The 19,195-nt window shown below is 58.2% G+C and carries 22 protein-coding genes and 1 pseudogene; 11 read left to right on the top strand and 12 right to left on the bottom strand.

The annotated features are described in order from the left end of the window. Positions 1 to 235: 235 nt before the first annotated feature. Positions 236 to 496, bottom strand: coding sequence for a DUF6429 family protein (locus ACIF4X_RS24670; protein WP_397484097.1), 261 nt, complete (start codon positions 494 to 496; stop codon positions 236 to 238). A 267-nt stretch (positions 497 to 763) separates the two neighbouring features. On the opposite strand from ACIF4X_RS24670, the gene ACIF4X_RS24665 reads away from it, so the two are divergent. Beyond that, a complete protein-coding gene (locus ACIF4X_RS24665) occupies positions 764 to 1,093 on the top strand; it encodes a hypothetical protein (RefSeq protein WP_150652694.1) in 330 nt (109 codons plus the stop codon). Between the two features lie 12 nt (positions 1,094 to 1,105). On the opposite strand, the gene ACIF4X_RS24660 is transcribed toward ACIF4X_RS24665, so the two are convergent. Together ACIF4X_RS24660 and ACIF4X_RS24655 are read right to left on the bottom strand one after the other, a co-directional pair. Further along, positions 1,106 to 1,474, bottom strand: a complete 369-nt coding sequence (locus ACIF4X_RS24660; RefSeq protein ID WP_034156100.1) for a PH domain-containing protein — start codon at positions 1,472 to 1,474, stop codon at positions 1,106 to 1,108. 45 nt (positions 1,475 to 1,519) lie between these two features. Continuing rightward, positions 1,520 to 2,266 (bottom strand): hypothetical protein, encoded by a 747-nt coding sequence (locus ACIF4X_RS24655; RefSeq protein WP_397484096.1) that lies wholly within the window; start codon positions 2,264 to 2,266, stop codon positions 1,520 to 1,522. 125 nt (positions 2,267 to 2,391) lie between these two features. Here ACIF4X_RS24655 and ACIF4X_RS24650 point away from each other — a divergent pair, with 125 nt between their 5' ends. The 5 genes from ACIF4X_RS24650 (at position 2,392) to ACIF4X_RS24630 (ending at position 6,330) form a co-directional block, all read left to right on the top strand. Further along, positions 2,392 to 2,751, top strand: coding sequence for a hypothetical protein (locus ACIF4X_RS24650; protein ID WP_397484095.1), 360 nt, complete (start codon positions 2,392 to 2,394; stop codon positions 2,749 to 2,751). 115 nt (positions 2,752 to 2,866) lie between these two features. Continuing rightward, entirely contained in the window at positions 2,867 to 3,604 is a 738-nt protein-coding gene (locus tag ACIF4X_RS24645; RefSeq protein WP_397484094.1) for a hypothetical protein, read from the top strand. Between the two features lie 72 nt (positions 3,605 to 3,676). Continuing rightward, complete coding sequence (locus tag ACIF4X_RS24640) at positions 3,677 to 5,596, top strand: alkaline phosphatase D family protein (protein ID WP_397484093.1); 1,920 nt, start codon at positions 3,677 to 3,679, stop codon at positions 5,594 to 5,596. A gap of 228 nt (positions 5,597 to 5,824) precedes the next feature. After that, positions 5,825 to 6,079 (top strand): type II toxin-antitoxin system prevent-host-death family antitoxin, encoded by a 255-nt coding sequence (locus ACIF4X_RS24635; protein ID WP_187677967.1) that lies wholly within the window; start codon positions 5,825 to 5,827, stop codon positions 6,077 to 6,079. Next, entirely contained in the window at positions 6,076 to 6,330 is a 255-nt protein-coding gene (locus tag ACIF4X_RS24630; RefSeq protein ID WP_108226058.1) for a Txe/YoeB family addiction module toxin, read from the top strand. The genes ACIF4X_RS24635 and ACIF4X_RS24630 overlap by 4 nt, the downstream gene beginning before the upstream one ends. Here ACIF4X_RS24630 and ACIF4X_RS24625 read toward each other — a convergent pair. Further along, on the bottom strand, positions 6,308 to 7,489 hold the full coding sequence (locus tag ACIF4X_RS24625; RefSeq protein WP_397484092.1) for an aspartate aminotransferase family protein: 1,182 nt from the start codon (positions 7,487 to 7,489) through the stop codon (positions 6,308 to 6,310). The genes ACIF4X_RS24630 and ACIF4X_RS24625 overlap by 23 nt on opposite strands. Before the next feature lie 102 nt (positions 7,490 to 7,591). Between ACIF4X_RS24625 and ACIF4X_RS24620 the strand changes: the two genes are divergently transcribed. Together ACIF4X_RS24620 and ACIF4X_RS24615 are read left to right on the top strand one after the other, a co-directional pair. Next, a complete protein-coding gene (locus ACIF4X_RS24620; RefSeq protein WP_397484091.1) occupies positions 7,592 to 8,494 on the top strand; it encodes a LysR family transcriptional regulator in 903 nt (300 codons plus the stop codon). A 38-nt stretch (positions 8,495 to 8,532) separates the two neighbouring features. Continuing rightward, the gene (locus ACIF4X_RS24615) at positions 8,533 to 8,937 is read left to right on the top strand and encodes a GNAT family N-acetyltransferase (RefSeq protein WP_397484090.1); all 405 of its coding nucleotides are present in this window, start codon (positions 8,533 to 8,535) and stop codon (positions 8,935 to 8,937) included. Positions 8,938 to 8,947: 10 nt separating this feature from the next. On the opposite strand, the gene msrA is transcribed toward ACIF4X_RS24615, so the two are convergent. From msrA to msrB, 3 genes are read right to left on the bottom strand one after another with little or no spacing between them, the layout of a single operon-like run. Beyond that, on the bottom strand, positions 8,948 to 9,646 hold the full coding sequence (gene msrA / locus ACIF4X_RS24610; RefSeq protein ID WP_397484089.1) for a peptide-methionine (S)-S-oxide reductase MsrA: 699 nt from the start codon (positions 9,644 to 9,646) through the stop codon (positions 8,948 to 8,950). A 15-nt stretch (positions 9,647 to 9,661) separates the two neighbouring features. After that, positions 9,662 to 11,470, bottom strand: a complete 1,809-nt coding sequence (locus ACIF4X_RS24605) for a cytochrome c biogenesis protein DipZ (RefSeq protein ID WP_397484088.1) — start codon at positions 11,468 to 11,470, stop codon at positions 9,662 to 9,664. Between the two features lie 43 nt (positions 11,471 to 11,513). Next, entirely contained in the window at positions 11,514 to 12,032 is a 519-nt protein-coding gene (gene msrB / locus ACIF4X_RS24600) for a peptide-methionine (R)-S-oxide reductase MsrB (protein ID WP_397484087.1), read from the bottom strand. Between the two features lie 151 nt (positions 12,033 to 12,183). On the opposite strand from msrB, the gene ACIF4X_RS24595 reads away from it, so the two are divergent. From ACIF4X_RS24595 to ACIF4X_RS24585, 3 genes are all read left to right on the top strand, one after another. Continuing rightward, on the top strand, positions 12,184 to 12,894 hold the full coding sequence (locus ACIF4X_RS24595; RefSeq protein ID WP_397484086.1) for a response regulator transcription factor: 711 nt from the start codon (positions 12,184 to 12,186) through the stop codon (positions 12,892 to 12,894). Next, positions 12,891 to 14,411: a sensor histidine kinase gene (locus tag ACIF4X_RS24590; RefSeq protein ID WP_397484085.1), complete on the top strand. Its 1,521-nt coding sequence runs from the start codon at positions 12,891 to 12,893 to the stop codon at positions 14,409 to 14,411. Before ACIF4X_RS24595 ends, ACIF4X_RS24590 begins: the two co-directional genes overlap by 4 nt. A 118-nt stretch (positions 14,412 to 14,529) precedes the next feature. Then, on the top strand, positions 14,530 to 15,231 hold the full coding sequence (locus ACIF4X_RS24585; protein ID WP_397484084.1) for a hypothetical protein: 702 nt from the start codon (positions 14,530 to 14,532) through the stop codon (positions 15,229 to 15,231). A gap of 269 nt (positions 15,232 to 15,500) precedes the next feature. Here ACIF4X_RS24585 and ACIF4X_RS24580 read toward each other — a convergent pair whose 3' ends face one another. From ACIF4X_RS24580 to ACIF4X_RS24560, 5 genes and pseudogenes are all read right to left on the bottom strand, one after another. Continuing rightward, positions 15,501 to 15,992, bottom strand: coding sequence for a RidA family protein (locus ACIF4X_RS24580; RefSeq protein ID WP_007916938.1), 492 nt, complete (start codon positions 15,990 to 15,992; stop codon positions 15,501 to 15,503). A 321-nt stretch (positions 15,993 to 16,313) separates the two neighbouring features. Beyond that, positions 16,314 to 17,201 (bottom strand): heme o synthase, encoded by an 888-nt coding sequence (gene cyoE, locus ACIF4X_RS24575; RefSeq protein ID WP_007916939.1) that lies wholly within the window; start codon positions 17,199 to 17,201, stop codon positions 16,314 to 16,316. An 11-nt stretch (positions 17,202 to 17,212) separates the two neighbouring features. Continuing rightward, on the bottom strand, positions 17,213 to 17,548 hold the full coding sequence (cyoD, locus tag ACIF4X_RS24570; protein WP_064120525.1) for a cytochrome o ubiquinol oxidase subunit IV: 336 nt from the start codon (positions 17,546 to 17,548) through the stop codon (positions 17,213 to 17,215). Next, positions 17,548 to 18,171, bottom strand: a complete 624-nt coding sequence (gene cyoC / locus ACIF4X_RS24565) for a cytochrome o ubiquinol oxidase subunit III (RefSeq protein ID WP_397484083.1) — start codon at positions 18,169 to 18,171, stop codon at positions 17,548 to 17,550. The genes cyoD and cyoC overlap by 1 nt, the downstream gene beginning before the upstream one ends. A 3-nt stretch (positions 18,172 to 18,174) precedes the next feature. Continuing rightward, positions 18,175 to 19,195, bottom strand: a pseudogene (locus tag ACIF4X_RS24560) (cbb3-type cytochrome c oxidase subunit I); the annotation flags it as partial.

The raw sequence follows: 19,195 nt of genomic DNA, 5'->3' as shown, positions 1-19,195 counted from the left end.
AATTGGTTATTTCTGTTAAAAGGCTGTGCAGCTATGATTTTTTGTATCCCATCGTGTATCCCTGAAAATACAATCACGCTGCAAGCCACGTATAATATGGAACTCGACAGTCTCCCTCGGCACCAAAATTAAGAAATGTCTGCTTGGCAAGGCCTTTTTTTTTCGTCTGCAATAAAGTGGACGCGCAATGCAGAACGCTCACCACTGCGCCGGTCGCACGTGACATAGCACGGACTCAGGTGTCGGAGTCGTTTGCAGGCTCAGCCTGAGCATTTCCCCCAAACAACCGCGCCGCTATCGCCCGCCCACGCTCCAGCCCCTCCTCCGTCAACCAGACCGACTTGTTCCTGTTCACCGGGTTACTGATGAAACCCTGCTCATGCAATCGGTTCATGATCTCGAAGTCGAACCCTTTCCAGGCATTTCCTTTATCGGAACTGAGTGCCGCCAACAGGGCAAGCACAGCGTCTTCCATCAGTTTGTCGTCGTATTCCATGGTCGCCACTCCATTCGTGTTCAACAGTTAACGTCGAGTGTGTGAAGGTTCACCATAATACTCGCCGGCCTCCGATGGAAATGCCGCTCAATCCCGTGAAGGTTATTGATCGGCTTCAGCGTGCCCGGCCTCGCCTTTTGGCTGCACTTGTTGATCCCGCTCCGTATAATCACGCCTCTCTGAAAGTAGCCCAGCGCATCTTGCACCTAACGGTGGTTGCATTCAGGCATCAACTCTCACGCTGACGGAAGTCGCTAAAGGCACCCCATGGAAACGTCACTGGAAACAGTCGCCCTTTTCTCCCTCAAGCTCGCTTACGAGGAAGAAGGCCTGAGCCCGATTCTGCGGGACGACATGGTCATGGGTGATTATCAGAAAGACATTTTCGAACTATTGGTACGGCGCGGGGATGTCGAGACCATTCAGTTCAAGATGAACGAATGCCTTGGCCTGGCGATGGATGCCTTGGGTGGCGTCGAGAAGCCGCTGGGACGTGAATTGCACAAGTTGTCTGCTGACTTCAGCGAGGCGCGCTCGCTGGAGCAGCTGGATCAGCCGCTCCTCGCGCTCAAGGGTTACTTGAAAGACATCTTGTGATCGGCGGCGCCGTTACAGCAGATGCTTCGAGATGTATTTGGAAATCTCCACCATCGACGTCTTCCCGGTGAATTCGAACTTCACCTTCCCCAGTGACGAAAAGTAGATCTCCAGCTCCGAATCCAGATCGAACGTGCCCGAGGTTTCCACGGAGTACGCGACGATGTTCTTGTACGGCAAGGAGGTGAAATCCTTCTTGCTGCCCGTAATGCCCTGAACGTTGACCGCGATGATGCGTTTGTTGGTAAACACCACGCCATCACGCATGGCCTTGTAAGAGTCGATCACTTCTTCACCGTCCAGCAACAACGCGCTTACGCGTTCGGCGTACTCATCGTTCTGCTTGAGTTTGAAGAAGCCTTTGTTGTTGAAGTCGATCATCTGTCCATCCTCATCTTCAAGAAAACATCCCGGTATTTCTTAGTTTCAACGACGGGCTTTCAGCACGCGGATATCGGTCGGAAATCCATCAGCGCCAACAAGCTTCTTCCAGCCCAGATACTGAAACTCGCCCTTCTCGTCAATGTAATCGCCCTTCTCCACGGATCGACCGCCAACCACCGCGACGCGCTTCACTTCGCCACAGCCGCCGTCAGAAGGCCGAACCGTATAGATCACATACGGCTTCACGTATTGCGTGGCGCGGAAGTATTGGCCGCAGATTTCGTCGACGGTGATCAGCATGGTTTTCAGGCGTGCTTCGCCGTCGGTGTTTTCGTGCAGTTTGAGGAAGGAGATATCGCCGACGTCGCTGTAGCCGAGCGCGCGGGCGCGTTGGTATGCCGGCGAGTTCTGGTGGGCGATGCGGCCTTCCTCCGCAGCACCTTGCATCTTCGCGGCGAACTCGGCTTTGCCTTGGGCGATCATCGCCTCGGCTTGGCCAGCGATGTTTTCGCATTCAGCAAATTCTCGCGATTCCAGGTGATTGGGTGTCAGGTTCGAGCGATGTTCGTTCATGGTCCGCAGGTTGCTTTCCAGCGCAAACATCATGTCGTAGGCCGTGGATCGACCGCTTTGCACGTCGGCCATTTTCTCCAGTACTCGCTGGCAGTTGCCGGCGTAATACTTCCAGCTGTTTTCCGGGTGTTCTTGCACGGCGGCGAATGCCGGGGCCATTGCAGCGGCGAGTGTGATTGCGCAGAGCAGGCGCAAAGAGTGGGGACTGACTGGCATAGGTAATCCATTACGGAGATAGGGCAGTGGCGTGACGCTACTATTTTGCTATCTTGCCGTCCACTGCCAGTAACGAGGTCGCCAGCGCCTCGATGGAGTCAATTTTCAGAGGGAGAAACACCTTGATGGCCGTGTTGTACTTTTTCGTCTGGGCAGCCGTTTGGGCTTGGGTCGTGCAGACCCGTGGTGCCTGGAACCTGATCCTCGCCAACCTGGCAGGTGCCGCCAGCGGCTTTATCGTGGCGATGATTTTTTCGGTGATTTGTTCAGGCCTTTTCCCGGCGCACGTGCCTCCTTCACCGGAAAACCTGGCCAGTAGCGTGTTGCAAATAATCACCACGTTCGGCGTGCTGGCGGGTGTCTGGATGTGGCTGGTCAGGCGCCCTCGGCCAGAGCATCCGTTGGCTCGCCAACTTTTCGCTGGCATCTGTGGCTTGGCTGCGGGTGTGACGACGCTGGCGTTTTTCGCGCTTAATTTTCACTGAGCGCCGCTATCGTCACTGGCATTACGCGTCTGTTTTGTTATCGTGCCGCCCATCGTCAGCGTTCACTGTGGGCGTGCGTTGATTTCAGGTTTTGAAGGTTTAAGGAAAGGATCAAATGGAGTTTCTGCGTTTTCTGGCGATTGTCGCGGTGTGGGGGTTCATGTGGCGCTGGGTGGTGAAGAACCGTGGCAGCTGGAATATTTTCTACGGCAATATCGTCGGCGCAGCGGGCGGTTTCATTGTGGCGATGGTGGTGCTGTCGATTACGTTGTCATTGTTTCCTTCGTCGCATGACTACGAACCGGCGCAGGCCGAAAACACGCCAGTCACCGAGCCGACCTCTCTGTTGCCTGAAGCCGAGGCAGTCACACCCGCCGCCGAGCTGAAAGATGCGCCGGCTTTTGCTGCGATCGAGCCGGACGACACGCCCTCTCCCGCCGACTCCGCGCTGTTGCCGAACTACGCCAGCCGGGCGCCGAAATCCATCGGGTTACAGACCGTGCTGGATCAAAGCGACTATGACGGTCGCATGGCCCTGGCAGCGTTGAACAAGAAGTTGCGCGGCGACGCCCAGGCCGACAAGTCGATGATCGCGTATGTCATGTGCAGCCCCTTTGTGACCAGCACGTTGCGCTTTCCCGCATCGGCGCGTTTTGCTGACAGCAAGGCGCTGGTCAGCCACCGCTTCAAGGATCAGGTCTACACCTTCAACAACACCGTCACCGCGCGCAATATGAACGGCGACGATGTCAGCTACCGTTTCGATTGCTCCGTGCAAGAACAGCCGCGAGTTGACGCGCTGCCCGCGCAATGGCGCTTGTTGGCGCTGAAACTGCAAAAAGCCGACTCTTAAGGCTGATTTAAGGGTTCAAGGCGCCGGCTGCGCTATCATCGCCGGCCTGTGCGCCTTGAGCTTTGCCCTTCGATGTCTCCGACACCCGCTGACCTGATCTCCCTGCCTCCTGTCCTGGCCGGCCCGCTACTGCGACGGCTGGAGCCGACGCGCGTGGTGATGTGGCTGGTCGGCTCGCGGCCACTGGCGCTGACATTGCGCCTGCAAGGTGTAGGAGACATTCCTCTCGACGCCGGGACATGCACGGTCATTCCCGTAGGCCGCCACGCCTTTGTTCATCTCATCGATGCTGCCCTCGATAGCGCCCTGCCTTGCGATACGCGTATCGACTATGACCTGCTGATCGACAATGCAAAGGGCATCGCCGACTGGGCATCGCACCTACTGTACGGCGATGCAACCAGCCCGAACTTAGTCCTGCGCTCGCGAATCGATCAACTGCTGCACGGCTCCTGCCGCAAACCGCATCACCCGGCGGCGGATGGCTTGCTGTGCGTCGACCAATTGCTGGCGACGGAAACCGACCCACAACAACGCCCCGCCCTGTTGATGATGAGCGGTGATCAGGTCTACGCCGACGATGTCGCTGGCCCGATGCTGCGGGCGATTCATGCCTTGATTGAACGACTCGGCCTGTTCGACGAACACCTCGAAGGCGCCGTGGTCAGCGACAGCGCCAAGCTCTACGAACACCCGGCCAGTTACTACCACCGTGCGGATTTGTTACCGGCGCTGGAGAGCAACGAGACCTTGCGCGAGCGATTTTTCGGCGGTGCGCGTAAGCCGATTTTCACCAGCAGCAGCGCTGACAATCACTTGGTGACCTTCGCCGAAGTCATGGCGATGTACCTGCTGGTGTGGTCACCGACGGCCTGGTCGCTGATCGATCCGCAAGCGCCCGAGCTGACGCCGGAACGCCTCAAGCGTTACACCCTCGAACAGACTCGCATCGATGCCTTCAAGGCTGGATTGGACAAGGTCGCCCGAGCGCTGGCGCATCTGCCGAGCCTGATGATTTTCGACGATCACGACATCACCGATGACTGGAACCTGTCCGCGCAATGGGAGGAAACGGCCTACGGCCATCCGTTCTCCAAACGCATCATCGGCAACGCGTTGATCGCCTATATGTTGTGTCAGGGCTGGGGCAATAATCCTGATGTATTCAAGGATGTTCTGGCAAAAACTCTGGGACTGAGCGCCAGTGGTGGTGACCAATATCTCTACAGCCCGGTGCAGGATGATCTGATCGATGACCTGCTGCGCTTTCAGCATTGGCACTTCGTCCTGCCAACCAGCCCGGCGCTGGTGGTCATCGACACCCGTACCCGACGCTGGCGCAGTGAGATGGCGCTCAAGCAACCGTCGGGCCTGCTCGATTGGGAGGCGCTGAGCGAACTGCAACAGGAACTGCTCGATCACCCGTCAGCGATCATCGTTTCCCCGGCGCCGATCTTCGGCGTGAAGCTGATCGAAACGGTGCAAAAACTCTTCAGTTGGTGCGGTTATCCGCTGCTGGTCGACGCGGAAAACTGGATGGCTCATCGCGGTGCCGCGCAGGTGATCCTGAACATTTTCCGCCACTCACGCACTCCGGGTAACTACGTGGTGCTGTCCGGCGATGTGCATTATTCCTTCGTCTACGAAGTACTTATCCGCCACCGCAAGGCCGGGCCGCGGATCTGGCAAATCACCAGCAGCGGGATCAAGAACGAATTTCCGAAAACCCTGCTGGAATGGTTCGACCGCCTCAACCGCTGGCTCTACTCGCCACGGTCACCGCTGAACTGGCTCACCAAACGCCGACGCATGCGCATCGTGCCGTACACGCCGGAACATGCTGAGGCTGGCGAACGCCTATGGAACTCAGCGGGGATCGGTCAGGTGTTTTTCAATGAGCAGGGGCAGCCGCGCGAGATCGTTCAGCACAATTCGAATGGCAAGGCGAAGACACGGATGCTGGCGCCGGATCTGGCGGATTATCCGGACTAGCCATAGTTTTTTCCTACACAAGGAATGCCGGATGCCGACAACGCGGCGGTTTCTCGCTGCCCGAGACAGCGGAGAAGGATTACAACCTTCTCAGAAACGTCTCCAGAGTCCTTAAGTGATACTGAACGTGCTCGCAGCAACCCTTCTGCGAAACAACCACTGATAGGTATCACCTTGTCATCATGTACTCATTTCTGTACGTTCTTTGCTACTAGCGAGGACTACTTCATGCAAACCATCAACTACACCACCGCCCGTGCGCATTTGGCCGAGACGATGGATCGCGTTAACGAAGACCGTGCCCCCCTTCTGGTCACACGCCAAAAAGGTGAGCCCGTCGTGATGATGTCTCTAACTGAGTACAACGCACTCGAAGAAACAGCGTACCTGCTGCGCTCTCCGGCCAATGCCGAGCGGTTGATCAAATCGATTGGCGAAATGCGTGCCGGCAAAGCCAAAGTCAGGCAATTGATCGAAGAATGAAAATCGAGTTCACGCCATCAGGTTGGGAAGACTATTTGTGGTTTCAACAGAACGATAAGGCCGGACTCAAACGTATCAATCTGTTGATCAAAGCAATCCAGCGCGAACCGTTTGAAGGTATCGGCAAACCTGAGCCGCTCAAACACAACATGAGCGGCTTTTGGTCCAGACGAGTATCGGGTGAGCATCGTTTGGTCTACAGCATTGAAGGTGGTGAGATTTGCGTTATTAGCTGCAAATATCACTACTGATGATATGCCCCACACCTCTGACAATCATCTCCACCTCCCGCTCATCAATCGTCAACGGTGGCAGCAGCCGTATCGTTTTGCCCCGCGTGACGTTGATCAACAGTCCATGATCCCGCGCCGCGATCAGGGTCAGATCACGCACCGGTTGTTTCAGCTCGATACCGATCATCAAACCCTGACCACGAATCGCCAACACATTGGGATTGTCCGCCAGCTCTGCACGCAGACGAGTCAAAAGGCGTTCACCCTGAATCCGGGCGTTTTCCAGCAGACCCTGCTCTTCGATGATGTCCAGCACCGTACAACCGACCCGGCACGCCAGCGGATTGCCGCCGAAGGTGCTGCCATGGCTGCCGGGCGTAAACAGATCCGCTGCCCTGCCCCGGGCCAGGCACGCGCCGATCGGCACGCCGTTGCCCAGTCCTTTTGCCAAAGTCATGACGTCCGGGACGATGCCTTCATGTTGAAACGCAAACCAGCGCCCAGTGCGGCCGATGCCGGTCTGGATTTCATCGAGCATCAGTAGCCATGCATGGCGATCGCACAATTCGCGCAGGGCTTTCAGGTAACCGGGCGGCGCGAGCTGCACGCCGCTTTCGCCCTGGATTGGCTCGACCAGAATTGCCACGATGCGCTCGCCGTGTTTTTGCTGCACTTGCGCCAGCGCCGCGAGATCACCAAATGGCACTTTGATGAAATCCCCCGGCAATTCGTTGAAACCCAGGCGCACCGCCGGGCCATCGCTGGCCGACAAGGTGCCAAGTGTGCGGCCATGGAACGCGTTGGCCATGACCACCACCAGCGGCTGTTCGATGCCTTTGCGCCAGCCGTACAAACGCGCAAGTTTCAGCGCTGTTTCATTGGCCTCGGCACCGGAATTATTGAAAAACGCGCGCTCCATGCCCGACAGCTCAGTCAGCCGTTTCGCCAGTTGTTGCTGCCAGTCGATGCTGTACAGATTCGACGTGTGCAGCAGCAACCCGGCCTGCTCGCTGATCGCCGAAACGATTCGTGGATGCGAGTGACCGACATTGGTCACCGCCACACCGGCAACCGCATCCAGATACTCGCGACCGGCCTGATCCCACAAGCGAGTGCCGAGGCCTTTGGTGAAACTCAGGGCCAGCGGTTGGTAGGTGTTCATCAGGGCGGCGGTCATGACTTCAAACTCCAGTGCAGGTCGGTGTGCTGGCAGTATGGTTAGCCAGCGAAACTGGATAAACTCGGCAAAACTTCATTCATTTAAAAGCAAGGCTTGATAATGGACCTGTTCCAGTCGATGAGCGTGTACGTCAAAGTCGTCGAAGCCGGGAGCATGACGGCGGCCGCGTTGCAGTGCGACATGTCGACGACCATGGTTGGCAATCACCTGCGTGCGCTGGAACAACGGCTCGGTGTGCAACTGCTACAGCGCACGACTCGACGACAGCGGTTGACTGAATTCGGCAGCGTTTACTACCAGCGGTGTCTGGACGTCTTGGGACTGGTGGCCGACTCCGAACGCTTGGCGGAACAAGCACTCGATGAGCCGCGCGGCCTGCTGCGCATTACCGCGCCGCTGACCTTTGGCGTAGAACGCCTGGCGCCGGCGCTCAGCGAATTTTCCTTGCAGTATCCACAGGTCAAAATGGACGTCGTGCTGACCAACAGCCGTCCAGACTTGCTGGAAAGTGGTCTGGATGTGGCGTTCCGACTGGGGCATTTCGAGGAGTCGAATCTGATCGCCCGTCCTCTGATCGATTACACACTGACCGTCTGCGCCTCCCCGCAATACGTGGCCCGGCGCGGCATGCCGCAAACACCTGAGGATTTGCAACAACACGACTGCCTGTCGTTCGCCTACCCTGCCGGCGACGATTGGCAATCGGTGGAAAAACGCTGGCGCCTCAGCGGCCCGGAGGGAGAGATTCTCGTCGACGTCAGCGGGCCGATGCTGATGAATACTTCTGCCGGTCTGCATCAGGCAGCCCGCACCGGCATGGGCATCGTGATGCTGCCCGATGCGCTGGTGGAACAGGATTTGCGCGACGGCAAACTGGTGACCGTCGTCCCCGACTATCAACCACCCAGCCGCCCCCTGCATTTGCTTTATGCGCCGGATCGCTATCGTTTGCCGAAGCTGCGCCGCTTCGTCGAATTTGCGATGCAGACGTGGGGCAGATAATGATATCGAGCGACAACCGACAAGGAGTCGAACCGTAGATGAAAAACAATCTGACCGTACGCGACCTGCTGCCTGACGAGGTGGAGCCGGTACGACTGTTCCTCGGCCAAAACGGCTGGGCTCACCGAACCGGTTCCAGCGAGCATTTCGCGCAACTCATCAAGAACTCTCAACGCACGGTGATTGCCCTGCACGACACCCAGGTCGTCGGCTTCGCACGAGGCATCAGCGATGGTTTGTGCAACGGCTATCTTTCGATGGTCGTGGTCGATGGCCAGCATCGGCGCGCAGGCATTGGCCGCAGACTGGTTAAACATGTCATGGGCGATAACCCCGACATCACCTGGATGCTACGTGCCGGGCGAGAAGGCGCCGAGGCATTTTTTGCCAGCCTGGGTTTCGAGGCGTCAGTGATTGCCATGGAGCGACCGAGGCTCAAATAACGAGCCTTGATCAAGACCCGTCCTTCACCAACACCGGTTTTTCCTGATAACGCTGCGCGAACATCTGCTTCAGATTCGCCACCTTCGGCATGTCGTTGATCACGATGTAGGGATAGCTCGGATGCTCGGTCAGGAAATCCTGGTGGTAGTCCTCTGCCGGATAGAAACCGTTGTAGCTTTCCAGCTTGGTAACGATGGGTTTGCTGTAGGCGTGGGCCGCATCAAGCTGGGCGATGTAGGCCTGCGCAACCTTCTGCTGATCAGCGTTGACCGGGAACAGCGCCGAGCGATACTGCGTGCCGCTGTCCGGGCCCTGGCGGTTGAGTTCGGTTGGGTTGTGCGCTACCGAAAAGTAGATCTGCAACAGGCTGCCATAGCTGACCTGAGTCGGGTCGAAGGTGACCTGCACGGACTCTGCGTGGCCGGTATCGCCTTCGCTGACTCGCTCATATTCCGCCGTATTGGCCGCGCCGCCGGCATATCCGGAAACCGCTTTCTGCACGCCTTTGACGTGTTGGAAAACACCCTGCACGCCCCAGAAACAGCCACCGGCGAACACCGCAGTTTCGCTGTGTGCCTGCGTGATTTCATCAAGGGCTGGAGGCGGAATCACGACCGCGTCTTCGCCCCCCAAAGAGAACGCTGAAGCCTGGCCAATCATGCCGGCCACCGCGACTCCCAACAACATACGAAGCCCAGTAATCTTCATTTCAATAACTCCCGATCAGCCGAAGGTAAAGGCGTAGGCCGATACGCCCGGGTCAAGAAATTCGATGCTGAAGGTTCGATCCTTCACGCCATCGGTCTGGCGCACCAACTGGTACAGTCGCTGCTCGGTGACGCGGCCCGAACCGTCGGGGGCGACGTCGACACCGTGGGCATCCGCTGGCGCCTGACCGTCGATCAACACCTTGAAGCGCACGGGTTTGCCGTCCCCGCCCGGTCCCAGTACCAAATGCAGATCACGGGCATGAAAGCGATAAACGATGCTGCTGGCAGAGGCGCTGGCCGTCGCGCGCTCCGCCCCGACGTTCCATTGGCCGCCCAGGCTCCAGTCATTCAAAGCGAGATTGGTCGGTGGGGTATAAGCCGCGACCTTGTCAGGCACGAGGCTGGTGTCGGGTACGAAATGTTCCGCACGCTGGTAGCCGACATAGGTTTCCGGCGACAGCACCTGATTCATGTCCGGCGCCTGTTGCACGCCCTTGGCGTCGGCCTTGATCAAGCCGTCCGCCACGGTTTTTGCGCCGGCTTCACGCAACAGTTGTTGTATGACGCGTTCCGACTCGGCGTAGTCCCCTTCGCCAAAATGGTGGTAACGAATGCGTCCCTGGGCGTCAGCAAAGTAATGCGCTGGCCAATATTCGTTGTTGAAGGCGCGCCAGATCTTGTAGTCGTTATCGATGGCCACCGGATAATTGATGCCCAATTCCTTCATGGCTTTGGTGACATTGCCCACATCACGCTCGAAGGCGAATTCCGGCGCGTGCACACCGATCACTATCAGCCCCTGATCGCGATACTTCTCAGCCCAGGCTTTGACGTAAGGCAGGGTGCGCAGGCAGTTGATGCAGGAGTAAGTCCAGAAATCCACCAGCACCACTTTGCCTTTCAAAGCCTGGGCATCCAGCGGCGCTGAGTTGAGCCATTGCACCGCACCCTCAAGCGACGGCAACTGACCTTCGACCGGTAAAGTGCCCGCAGCCTTCGCGGCCATTTTCATTGCACCGCCAGCGGCCATCATGCTGCCGTTCGCAGCGTCCTCCTCAGCAGGTATCTGCGCCATCATCGTGCCGCTAGCATTGGCAGATTTGCCCGATAGCTTGCCGACCAGTGCCTGCTCCAGCCCACCGGTGGACGCCGTTGATAACCGTGCGAGAACACCAGTATCGAGCCCCAGTGCAATAGCCGCGACGCCGGCCAACATCAACGCGCCGAGGCCACGACGAATCCATTCACCGGTGCCGATCGAGCGCTTCATCAGCGCAAAAACCTTACCGCCCAGCAACAGCGCCGCGGCCAGCGAGGTGGCGGCACCCGCCGCGTAGGCGAGCAACAACAGCGTGGTGGCGATGCTTGCCCCTTGAAGCGCGGCAGCGGTCAGAATCAGCCCCAGAATCGGCCCGGCGCACGGCGCCCAGAGCAGCCCCGTGGCGACGCCGATCAGAAACGAAGCGCCGGGACGCGGCCGATGGTCCTGCCCGGCGGCCTCCGAAAGACGACTGCCGGCCGACACCAGCGGCCGGGTCAAGCGTTCGGCCACATGCGGCAGCAGCAAGGTCAGCCCGAACAGGGCAACGAACAGCAACGCGAGCCAGCGCCCGTACTGATTGACTTGCACCACCCAACCGCCGCCCACCGCCGCCAACGAGGCGACGAGCGCAAAGGTCACCGCCATCCCCGCCAGCAGCGGCAAGCCACTTTTGATAAACGGCTGCCCGGTGCGAGCGAAGACAAAAGGCAGCACCGGCAGGATGCACGGGCTGACAATCGTCAGCACACCACCGAGATAAGCGAGAACCAAGAGCCACATAAATTCGTCCTGTCTGAAGTGAAGATCGCGAGCGGGTCATGACTCAAGCCGCCACGGCTTTGAAGGTCATCGCCAGGCCGTTCATGCAGTAGCGCAGACCAGTGGGCTTGGGACCGTCATCGAAAACATGGCCCAGATGACCGCCGCAGCGGCGACAATGAACTTCGTCGCGGGACATGCCGAACGAGCGGTCCTGACGCGTGGCCACCGCATGTTCCAGCGGTGCCCAGAAGCTCGGCCAACCGGTACGGCTGTCGAATTTGGTGTCGGATGAAAACAGCGCCAGATCACAGCCTGCGCAGGCAAAAGTGCCGGTACGGTGTTCGTTGTTGAGCGGGCTGGTGTAGGCCCGTTCGGTGCCTTCCTCGCGCAGGATCTGGTACTGCTCGTCGCTCAGGATCGAGTGCCATTCACTGTCGCTGTGTGTCACCTCGAACGCCTCGTCCGCGTGTGCCTCGCTGATCACTGCCGTGGCAGTCGACAATTTTGGCAATACACCCGCCACCAGGGCTGCAACCCCCAGCCCGCCGCCCGCTAACAGAATCTGTCGCCGTGAAAACATGGCCGTCTCCAAAAATTTCAGATGCCCTTCATGGAACACAGCCTAGGCTTGGATTGATCGCCAAATCCTCACGGGGAGTTAACGAATTCGTGATAACTCGCCCGGTGGAAAACCCGCACAATGCGCTTATCGCGCCGAAGGATTGAGCTCCATGGAACAGACCAAACGCATCCTTGTGGTCGAGGATGACCAACACATCGCCGACCTGATTTGCCTGCATTTGCGGGATGAACAATTCGAGGTGACACACAGCGCCGACGGCGACGAAGGCATGCGCCTGCTGCAACAAGGTCACTGGGACGCTCTGATTCTTGACCTCATGCTGCCGGGGGTCGACGGTCTGGAAATCTGCCGCCGCGCCCGCGCGATGGCCCGCTACACACCGATCATCATCACCAGCGCCCGTTCCAGTGAACTGCACCGCATCCTTGGCCTGGAACTGGGTGCCGACGACTACCTCGCCAAACCGTTCTCCATGCTCGAACTCGTGGCGCGGGTCAAAGCCTTGCTGCGCCGGGTCGATGCGATGGCGCGCAATCTGAAAATGGACGCTGGCAGTCTCAGTCTCGACGGGTTGACCATCGATCCGATCACCCGCGAAGTCAGCCTCGACGCCCAAAGGCTGGACCTCACGCCTCGTGAGTTCGATCTGCTGTACTTCTTCGCCCGCCAACCGGGCAAAGTGTTCTCGCGCATGGATCTGCTCAACGCGGTCTGGGGTTACAGCCACGAAGGTTACGAACACACGGTCAACACCCACATCAATCGCCTGCGGGCGAAAATCGAAAAAGACCCGGCCCAGCCCTCTCGCATCCTCACCGTGTGGGGTCGCGGCTATAAATTCGGTACCGAGCAGCCATGAAACTGACCCTGACGCAGCGCCTGTCCGTGGTATTCGCCGTGCTGCTATTGGTGTGCTGCGGCACATCGGCATGGCTACAAGTACGTTCCAGCCAGATGCATGAACTGGAAGTGGTGCAGGGGCTGTCTCGGGATCTGGCGCAACACATCGCCCACGACACGGTGCTGATGGACAGCAACGGGCTGATGCCCGGTGCCGTGCGCGAACTGTTCAGCCAGTTGATGTTGGTCAACCCGAGTGTCGAGGTGTATCTGCTCGACACCGAGGGACGGATTGTCGGAAGTGCTGCGCCGGAAGGGCGGATACGCCGCCAGCAAATCGATCTGGCGCCGATTCGCCAACTGCTCAATGACGGGCCGTTGCCGATCCTCGGCGATGACCCTCGCAGTGTCGACGGGCGCAAGGTGTTCAGCGCCGCACCGCTGCAGGTCAACGGCAAAGCTGCCGGTTATCTGTATGTGGTCTTGCTGAGCGAAGCACATGATCGTTATGCCGAGCGAGGCGCCACCAGCGCCGCGCTCAACACCGCATTGCTTTCGATCGGACTGGTCGCGTTGCTGTGCCTGATCGCCGGTCTGACGGCTTTCAATCTGATCACCCGGCCACTGCGCAGATTGACCGAAACCGTCAGCCGCTTCGACATCGACGGCGCGCCGCAGCCCGTGTCGGTTACGCCAACATTAATGGACAAAACCGCTGACCCGGACGAAATCGCCGTGCTCGATGCAGCGTTCCGGCAAATGCAAAACCGCCTCGGCGAACAGTGGCGCTCACTCACTCGCCAGGATCAGGAACGCCGCGAGCTGGTGGCGAATATTTCCCACGACTTGCGCACCCCGCTGGCCTCACTGCACGGTTATCTTGAAACCCTTTCGCTTAAGGATGCGACGTTGTCTGTGGAAGAGCGCCGCCGCTATCTCGGTATCGCTCTGGATCAGAGCCGCAAGGTCGGCGGTCTGGCGCAATCACTGCTGGAACTGGTGCGACTGGAACACGGATTCGTGCAACCGGTGCTGGAGCGTTTTTCGCTAATCGATCTGGTGCAGGACATTTTTCAGAAATTCGAACTGACGGCCGAAGCGCGGCAGGTTGAATTCAAGGCCCATTTCGTGCCGAACCTGCCAACGGTCTGCGCCGACCTCGGATTGATCGAGCGGGTACTGACCAACCTGGTAGACAATGCTTTACGTCATACCCCTCAGGGCGGCGAGATCGAGTTCGATCTGAAACCCCAAGGGGCTTTGGTCGACGTGACGGTCAGTGACACCGGCCCCGGCATCGCTCCCGAGTTGCGCGAAGGTTTGTTCCTGCGCCCGTTCAATATCGGTGGTGCACGGCGTGACGGGGGGTTGGGTCTGCGCATCGTGCACCGCATCCTGCAATTGCATGGCCGAGACATTCAGTTGCTCGACATCAGCGGGCGCGGCGCGACGTTCCGCTTCTCGCTGCCAACGGATCAGCAAACCGCCGAACAATGGATGATGCGTTCAATGAATTTGAACAGCCCAGGCAAATAGTTAGGACCGCCGGCCCGTTGCTCCGTGACAACGCCGCCGCGCTCCCCTAAATTAGTCGGCCTGAAAAAGCCCCCGGGTTTTCTCATCTCCACTCAAGTTAAAAAGTAGTGAAATTTCAATGTCCGATTTCAACACCGCTGAATCCGTAGTCACCGAATCGTCCAAAGCGGAATACGAAAACTCCATCAATCTTTCACAACACCTGCCACAAGCCAAAATCATCAGCGAGATGGTCCTGGATGCGTTCCAGTCGACCCGCGAAAGCGACCAGATCCGCGAGCTGCGCACGGCGATCCGTCAGGCTCACGACAGCTTCGATGACGACAAGGCCTACGAGCTGATGGGCGAACTCAAGGCGCTGAAAGATGCTGAAGCGGCCGACCTCGCCGCCCTTGAAGACCTCAGCAGCAAGTTCTCGATCGGCCGCATTCTGTCCAGCTTCAAGGACGATCCGGCGTTCCAGGAAATCGTTTATGGCCTGGCCCTCAAAGTGCTTAACCAGACCCATCAGGCGATCAGCAACCCGAGTGGCGGCAAGAGCAAAGCTGCGAAGAAGAAAGAAGTCGAAATCTTCACCATCAGCAAGGATGGCATCAGCGTGACCCTGCCGCTGCGCACGCCACGTTCGCGTCTGAACGTTGACCGTGCAGCGCTGGAGTTCCTCGGTTTCACCTTCGTCGGTGAAGGCGAAGAAGCGGAGCTGGAAAGCGAAGTTTTCGTCGACAACGCGGGTACCGAACAGGCAGTGAACCGCAAGAACATCATCACGGCACTGCAACAGCAGACTGCGTTTGATGGCTACAGCATCGCCGCGCAGTAATAGCGCAGCCGCTGTACGAAAAAGCCCCGCGCTGAGTGATCAGGCGGGGCTTTTTTTCGGCTGGGGATTGGCGGTGTTGCTTGGATTGTAGCCCCTCACCCCAGCCCTCTCCCCCAGGAGAGGGAGCCGATCTGCGTGCCGTTCAAGATTCGTGCTCGACGCGATATTCCGTTTCGACGCATCTCGCCCAACCACCCCGGTCAGTCCCCTCTCCCTACGGGCGGTCCGACGTTTCGGGGTTAGGGTGAGGGCAAACCGCTAAACCATCCTCAAGCCGAAGGATGCAACGCTACAATCATGTCCACTTCAATCGCCGCGTTCTTCGGCAACTGATACACACCGACCGTGGTGCGCGTGTGCCGACCGGCATCGCCAAGCACATGACTGAACACGTCCGACGCACCGTTGGCCACCTCGCTCAGATCAACGAAATCCGGCGTCGACTTCACGTACACGGTGACCCGCAACAACGCCTTGATCTTGTCCAGCGAACCCACCGCATCGACGATCAGCGCCAGGCAACGCATTGCGCTGATGCTGGCGGCGGCTTGGGCATCCTTGAGGGTCAGCTCCAACCCCACACGACCCGGGTACTGAATCTTGCCGTTAGTGCGCGGCACCATACCGCTGATGTACAGCTCATCATGATGACGTATCAGCGGCGCGTAATTGCCGCCAGCGGTGTTCTCACCATAAATGTCGTAGTTCAGCTCTTGGGCCAGGGCAATAAAACGCTCGTCGCAGGTCATCCTCTCAGTCATTTCGCCCAGCCTTTTGATCAGTACATGCAGAACCGCAGGTTAAGACAGATGGGCAACCGCGAATGGCAAGGAGCTATCACTGTCATGGTTGGATCCAAATCTAGGGGGTTTACCGGAAGTCTGCAACCAGCAACCCAGCAAATTCAGTGACGTTGGGATTCGCGAGCAGGCTCGCTCCCACAGGAGATATGTGATCGACGCAGATCCAATGTGGGAGCGAGCCTGCTCGCGAATGGCAGCACATCAAATCAGCATAATCCACCCAACAAAAAACCCCGCACATCTCTCAATGTGCGGGGTTTTTCTTCAAGCCTTTGAACCTTACGGCGCGTACGTCAGCAGCAGCTCTGCGGGCACCTTGAAGTCCAGGGACATCATGACGCTCAACGCAGTGATGGTGAAGATCGAGAACACAAACAACTTGCGTGCCCAGACCGTGTCATCCACCGCTTTGTAGCCGGTCCAGGCCATGTACAACCAGTACATGCCCATGGCCGCGGCGACGGCGAGGTAGCTCATGCCGGCGTAACCGCTGAAGGTCAGCATCAAGGTCGCTACGAGGAACGCCAGGATGTAGAGCAGGATGTGCTTCTTGGCCACTTGAATCCCGCGCTTCACTGGCAACACCGGAATCGATGCGGCCAGGTAATCGTTGAAGCGGAAAATCGCGATGGCGTAGGAATGCGGCATCTGCCACAGGCTGAACATCACCAGCAACGTCAGCGCGGCCATGTCGAAGCTGTTGGTTACGGCAACGTAACCGATCACTGGCGGCATGGCGCCCGACAGACTGCCCACCAGCGTGCCGTGAACCGACTTGCGCTTGAGGTACAGGCTGTAGAAGCCGACGTAGATGATGAAGCCGATCACCGCGAACAAAGCGGCCAACGGGTTGGCCACCTTGTACAACAATGCAACGCCGAGAACACCAAGGATGGTCGCGTAGACCAGGGCCAGTTTCAGGGAGATCAAGCCCTGCACCAGCACCCGGTTCTTGGTGCGTTCCATCTTCAGGTCGATGTCGCGGTCGATGCAGTTGTTGAACACGCAACCGGAGGCAACAACCAGGGATGTACCGATCATGGCAGCCAGAAACACCGCCAGATCGACATGCCCTTTCGAGGCCAGGAAAAACCCGCCTGCCACAGAAAGCACGTTACCGAAAATGATCCCCGGTTTGGTGATTTGGATAAAGTGCTTGAGCGACATCGGGTCTTACCTCACTTCGCCATCATGTAGGTGTGGATGCTGAACATGATCCACAACGACAGGCCAACCAGCAGCAGGATCACGATGGCCGTAAAGACGAACGCAATCACGTTGTTACGCTGAGCCACGGAGCGGTCCAGGTGCAGGAAGTAATACAGGTGAACGATCACCTGGATCACTGCGAACAACAGAACGATTGCCAGCGTGGTGGCTTTCGGCAGGCTCGGGTACATCACCAGACCGAACGGGATGACGGTCAGGATCACCGACAGGATGAAGCCAATGGCGTACGACTTTACGCTGCCGTGGCCAGCATCATGGCTGTCATGGGAGTGTGCATTAGCCATTACAGAGTCCCCATCAGGTAAACAACGGTGAATACGCAGATCCACACCACGTCCAGGAAGTGCCAGAACAGGCTCAGGCAGATCAGACGGGAATTGATGGACGCCGTCAGGCCGTGCTTGTTGACCTGGTACATCATGATGCCCATCCAGATCAGACCCGCAGATACGTGCAGACCGTGGGTACCGACCAGGGTGAAGAACGCGGACAGGAAGCCCGAACGGCTAGGACCGAAGCCCTCGGAGATCAGCAGGTGGAACTCGTTGATCTCCATGGCGATAAAGCCTGCGCCCAGCAGGAAGGTCATGAACAACCAACCCAGAACCTGCTGCTTCTTGCCTTTGTACAACGCCAGCATGGCGAAGCCGTAGGTGATCGAGCTGAACAACAGCAGAGCGGTTTCGCCCAGCACGTATGGCAGTTCGAAGATGTCGTGGCCCGCTGGGCCACCGGCAACGTTGTTTACCAGTACTGCGTACACCGCGAAGATCGACGCAAACAGAATGCAGTCGGTCATCAGGTAGAGCCAGAAACCGTATACGGTCATCTCGCCCGAGTCGTGGTGATGGTCATCGTGCCCATGGTCACCATGGGCGTGTCCAACATTGGTCACTAAGTTCGACATGGTTTAAGCCTGTTCCAACGAGGTTTCAACACGGGTGGCACCGGCCGGGATTTTCCCTGCCGCAACCAGACGCTTGTGCTGCTCGGCTTCGATACGCTCGATCGTTTCAACCGGAACCATATAGCCCTGGTCGTCACGTGCAGCGTGGATCACGAAGTAGATGACGGTGCCGGCCAGGCTGGCGATCGCCAACCACCAGATGTGCCAGATCATCGCGAAACCGAAGACGGTCAACAGTGCGCCCATCACCACGCCAGTGGCGGTGTTGTTCGGCATGTGGATCGGCTCGTACTTGGCCGGTTGCTGGTACGCAGTACCGTTTTCCTTGGCTTCGGTGAACGGGTCGATGCAGTCAGCCTTAGGCAGCACGGCAAAGTTGTAGAACGGCGGTGGCGACGAGGTCGACCATTCCAGAGTGTGTGCATTCCACGGGTCACCGTGATCGCAAACGTTCTCTGGCTTGTTACGGTCACGCACGCTCACATAGAGCTGAATCAGCTGGCAGGCGATACCGACAGCGATCATCACCGCACCGAACATGGCAACGTACAGGTACGGTACCCACTCAGGGTTGGTGGTGGCGTTCAGACGACGGGTCATGCCCATGAAGCCCAGTGTCCACAGAACCTGGCTGGTGAAGCGCAGACGGCCCTGGTAGATGGTGAACAGCCAGTTGAATAGCTCACACCCGTCGGGATGGAAATCAGCATCGTCGCCAGACCGAAGAAGGCGTTGACGCTGGCACCCGAACCCATGGTGAAGAAGTGGTGCAGCCAAACCATGAAGCCCAGTACCGAGATCGCGCCCGAAGCGTAGATCATCGAGTGGTGGCCGAACAGTTTCTTGCCGGTGAAGGCCGAGATCACTTCCGAGAAGATGCCGAATGCCGGCAGGATCAGGATGTAAACCTCAGGGTGGCCCCACGCCCAGAACAGGTTGACGTACATCATTGGATTGCCACCAAGTTCATTGGTGAAAATGTGGAAATCCATGTAACGGTCAAGGGTCAGCAGTGCCAGGGTAG

The organism is Pseudomonas sp. NPDC085632 (assembly GCF_044541255.1).
In the GTDB taxonomy this organism is placed as follows: Bacteria; Pseudomonadota; Gammaproteobacteria; order Pseudomonadales; family Pseudomonadaceae; genus Aquipseudomonas.
This window is presented reverse-complemented; position numbering and strand designations above follow the sequence as displayed.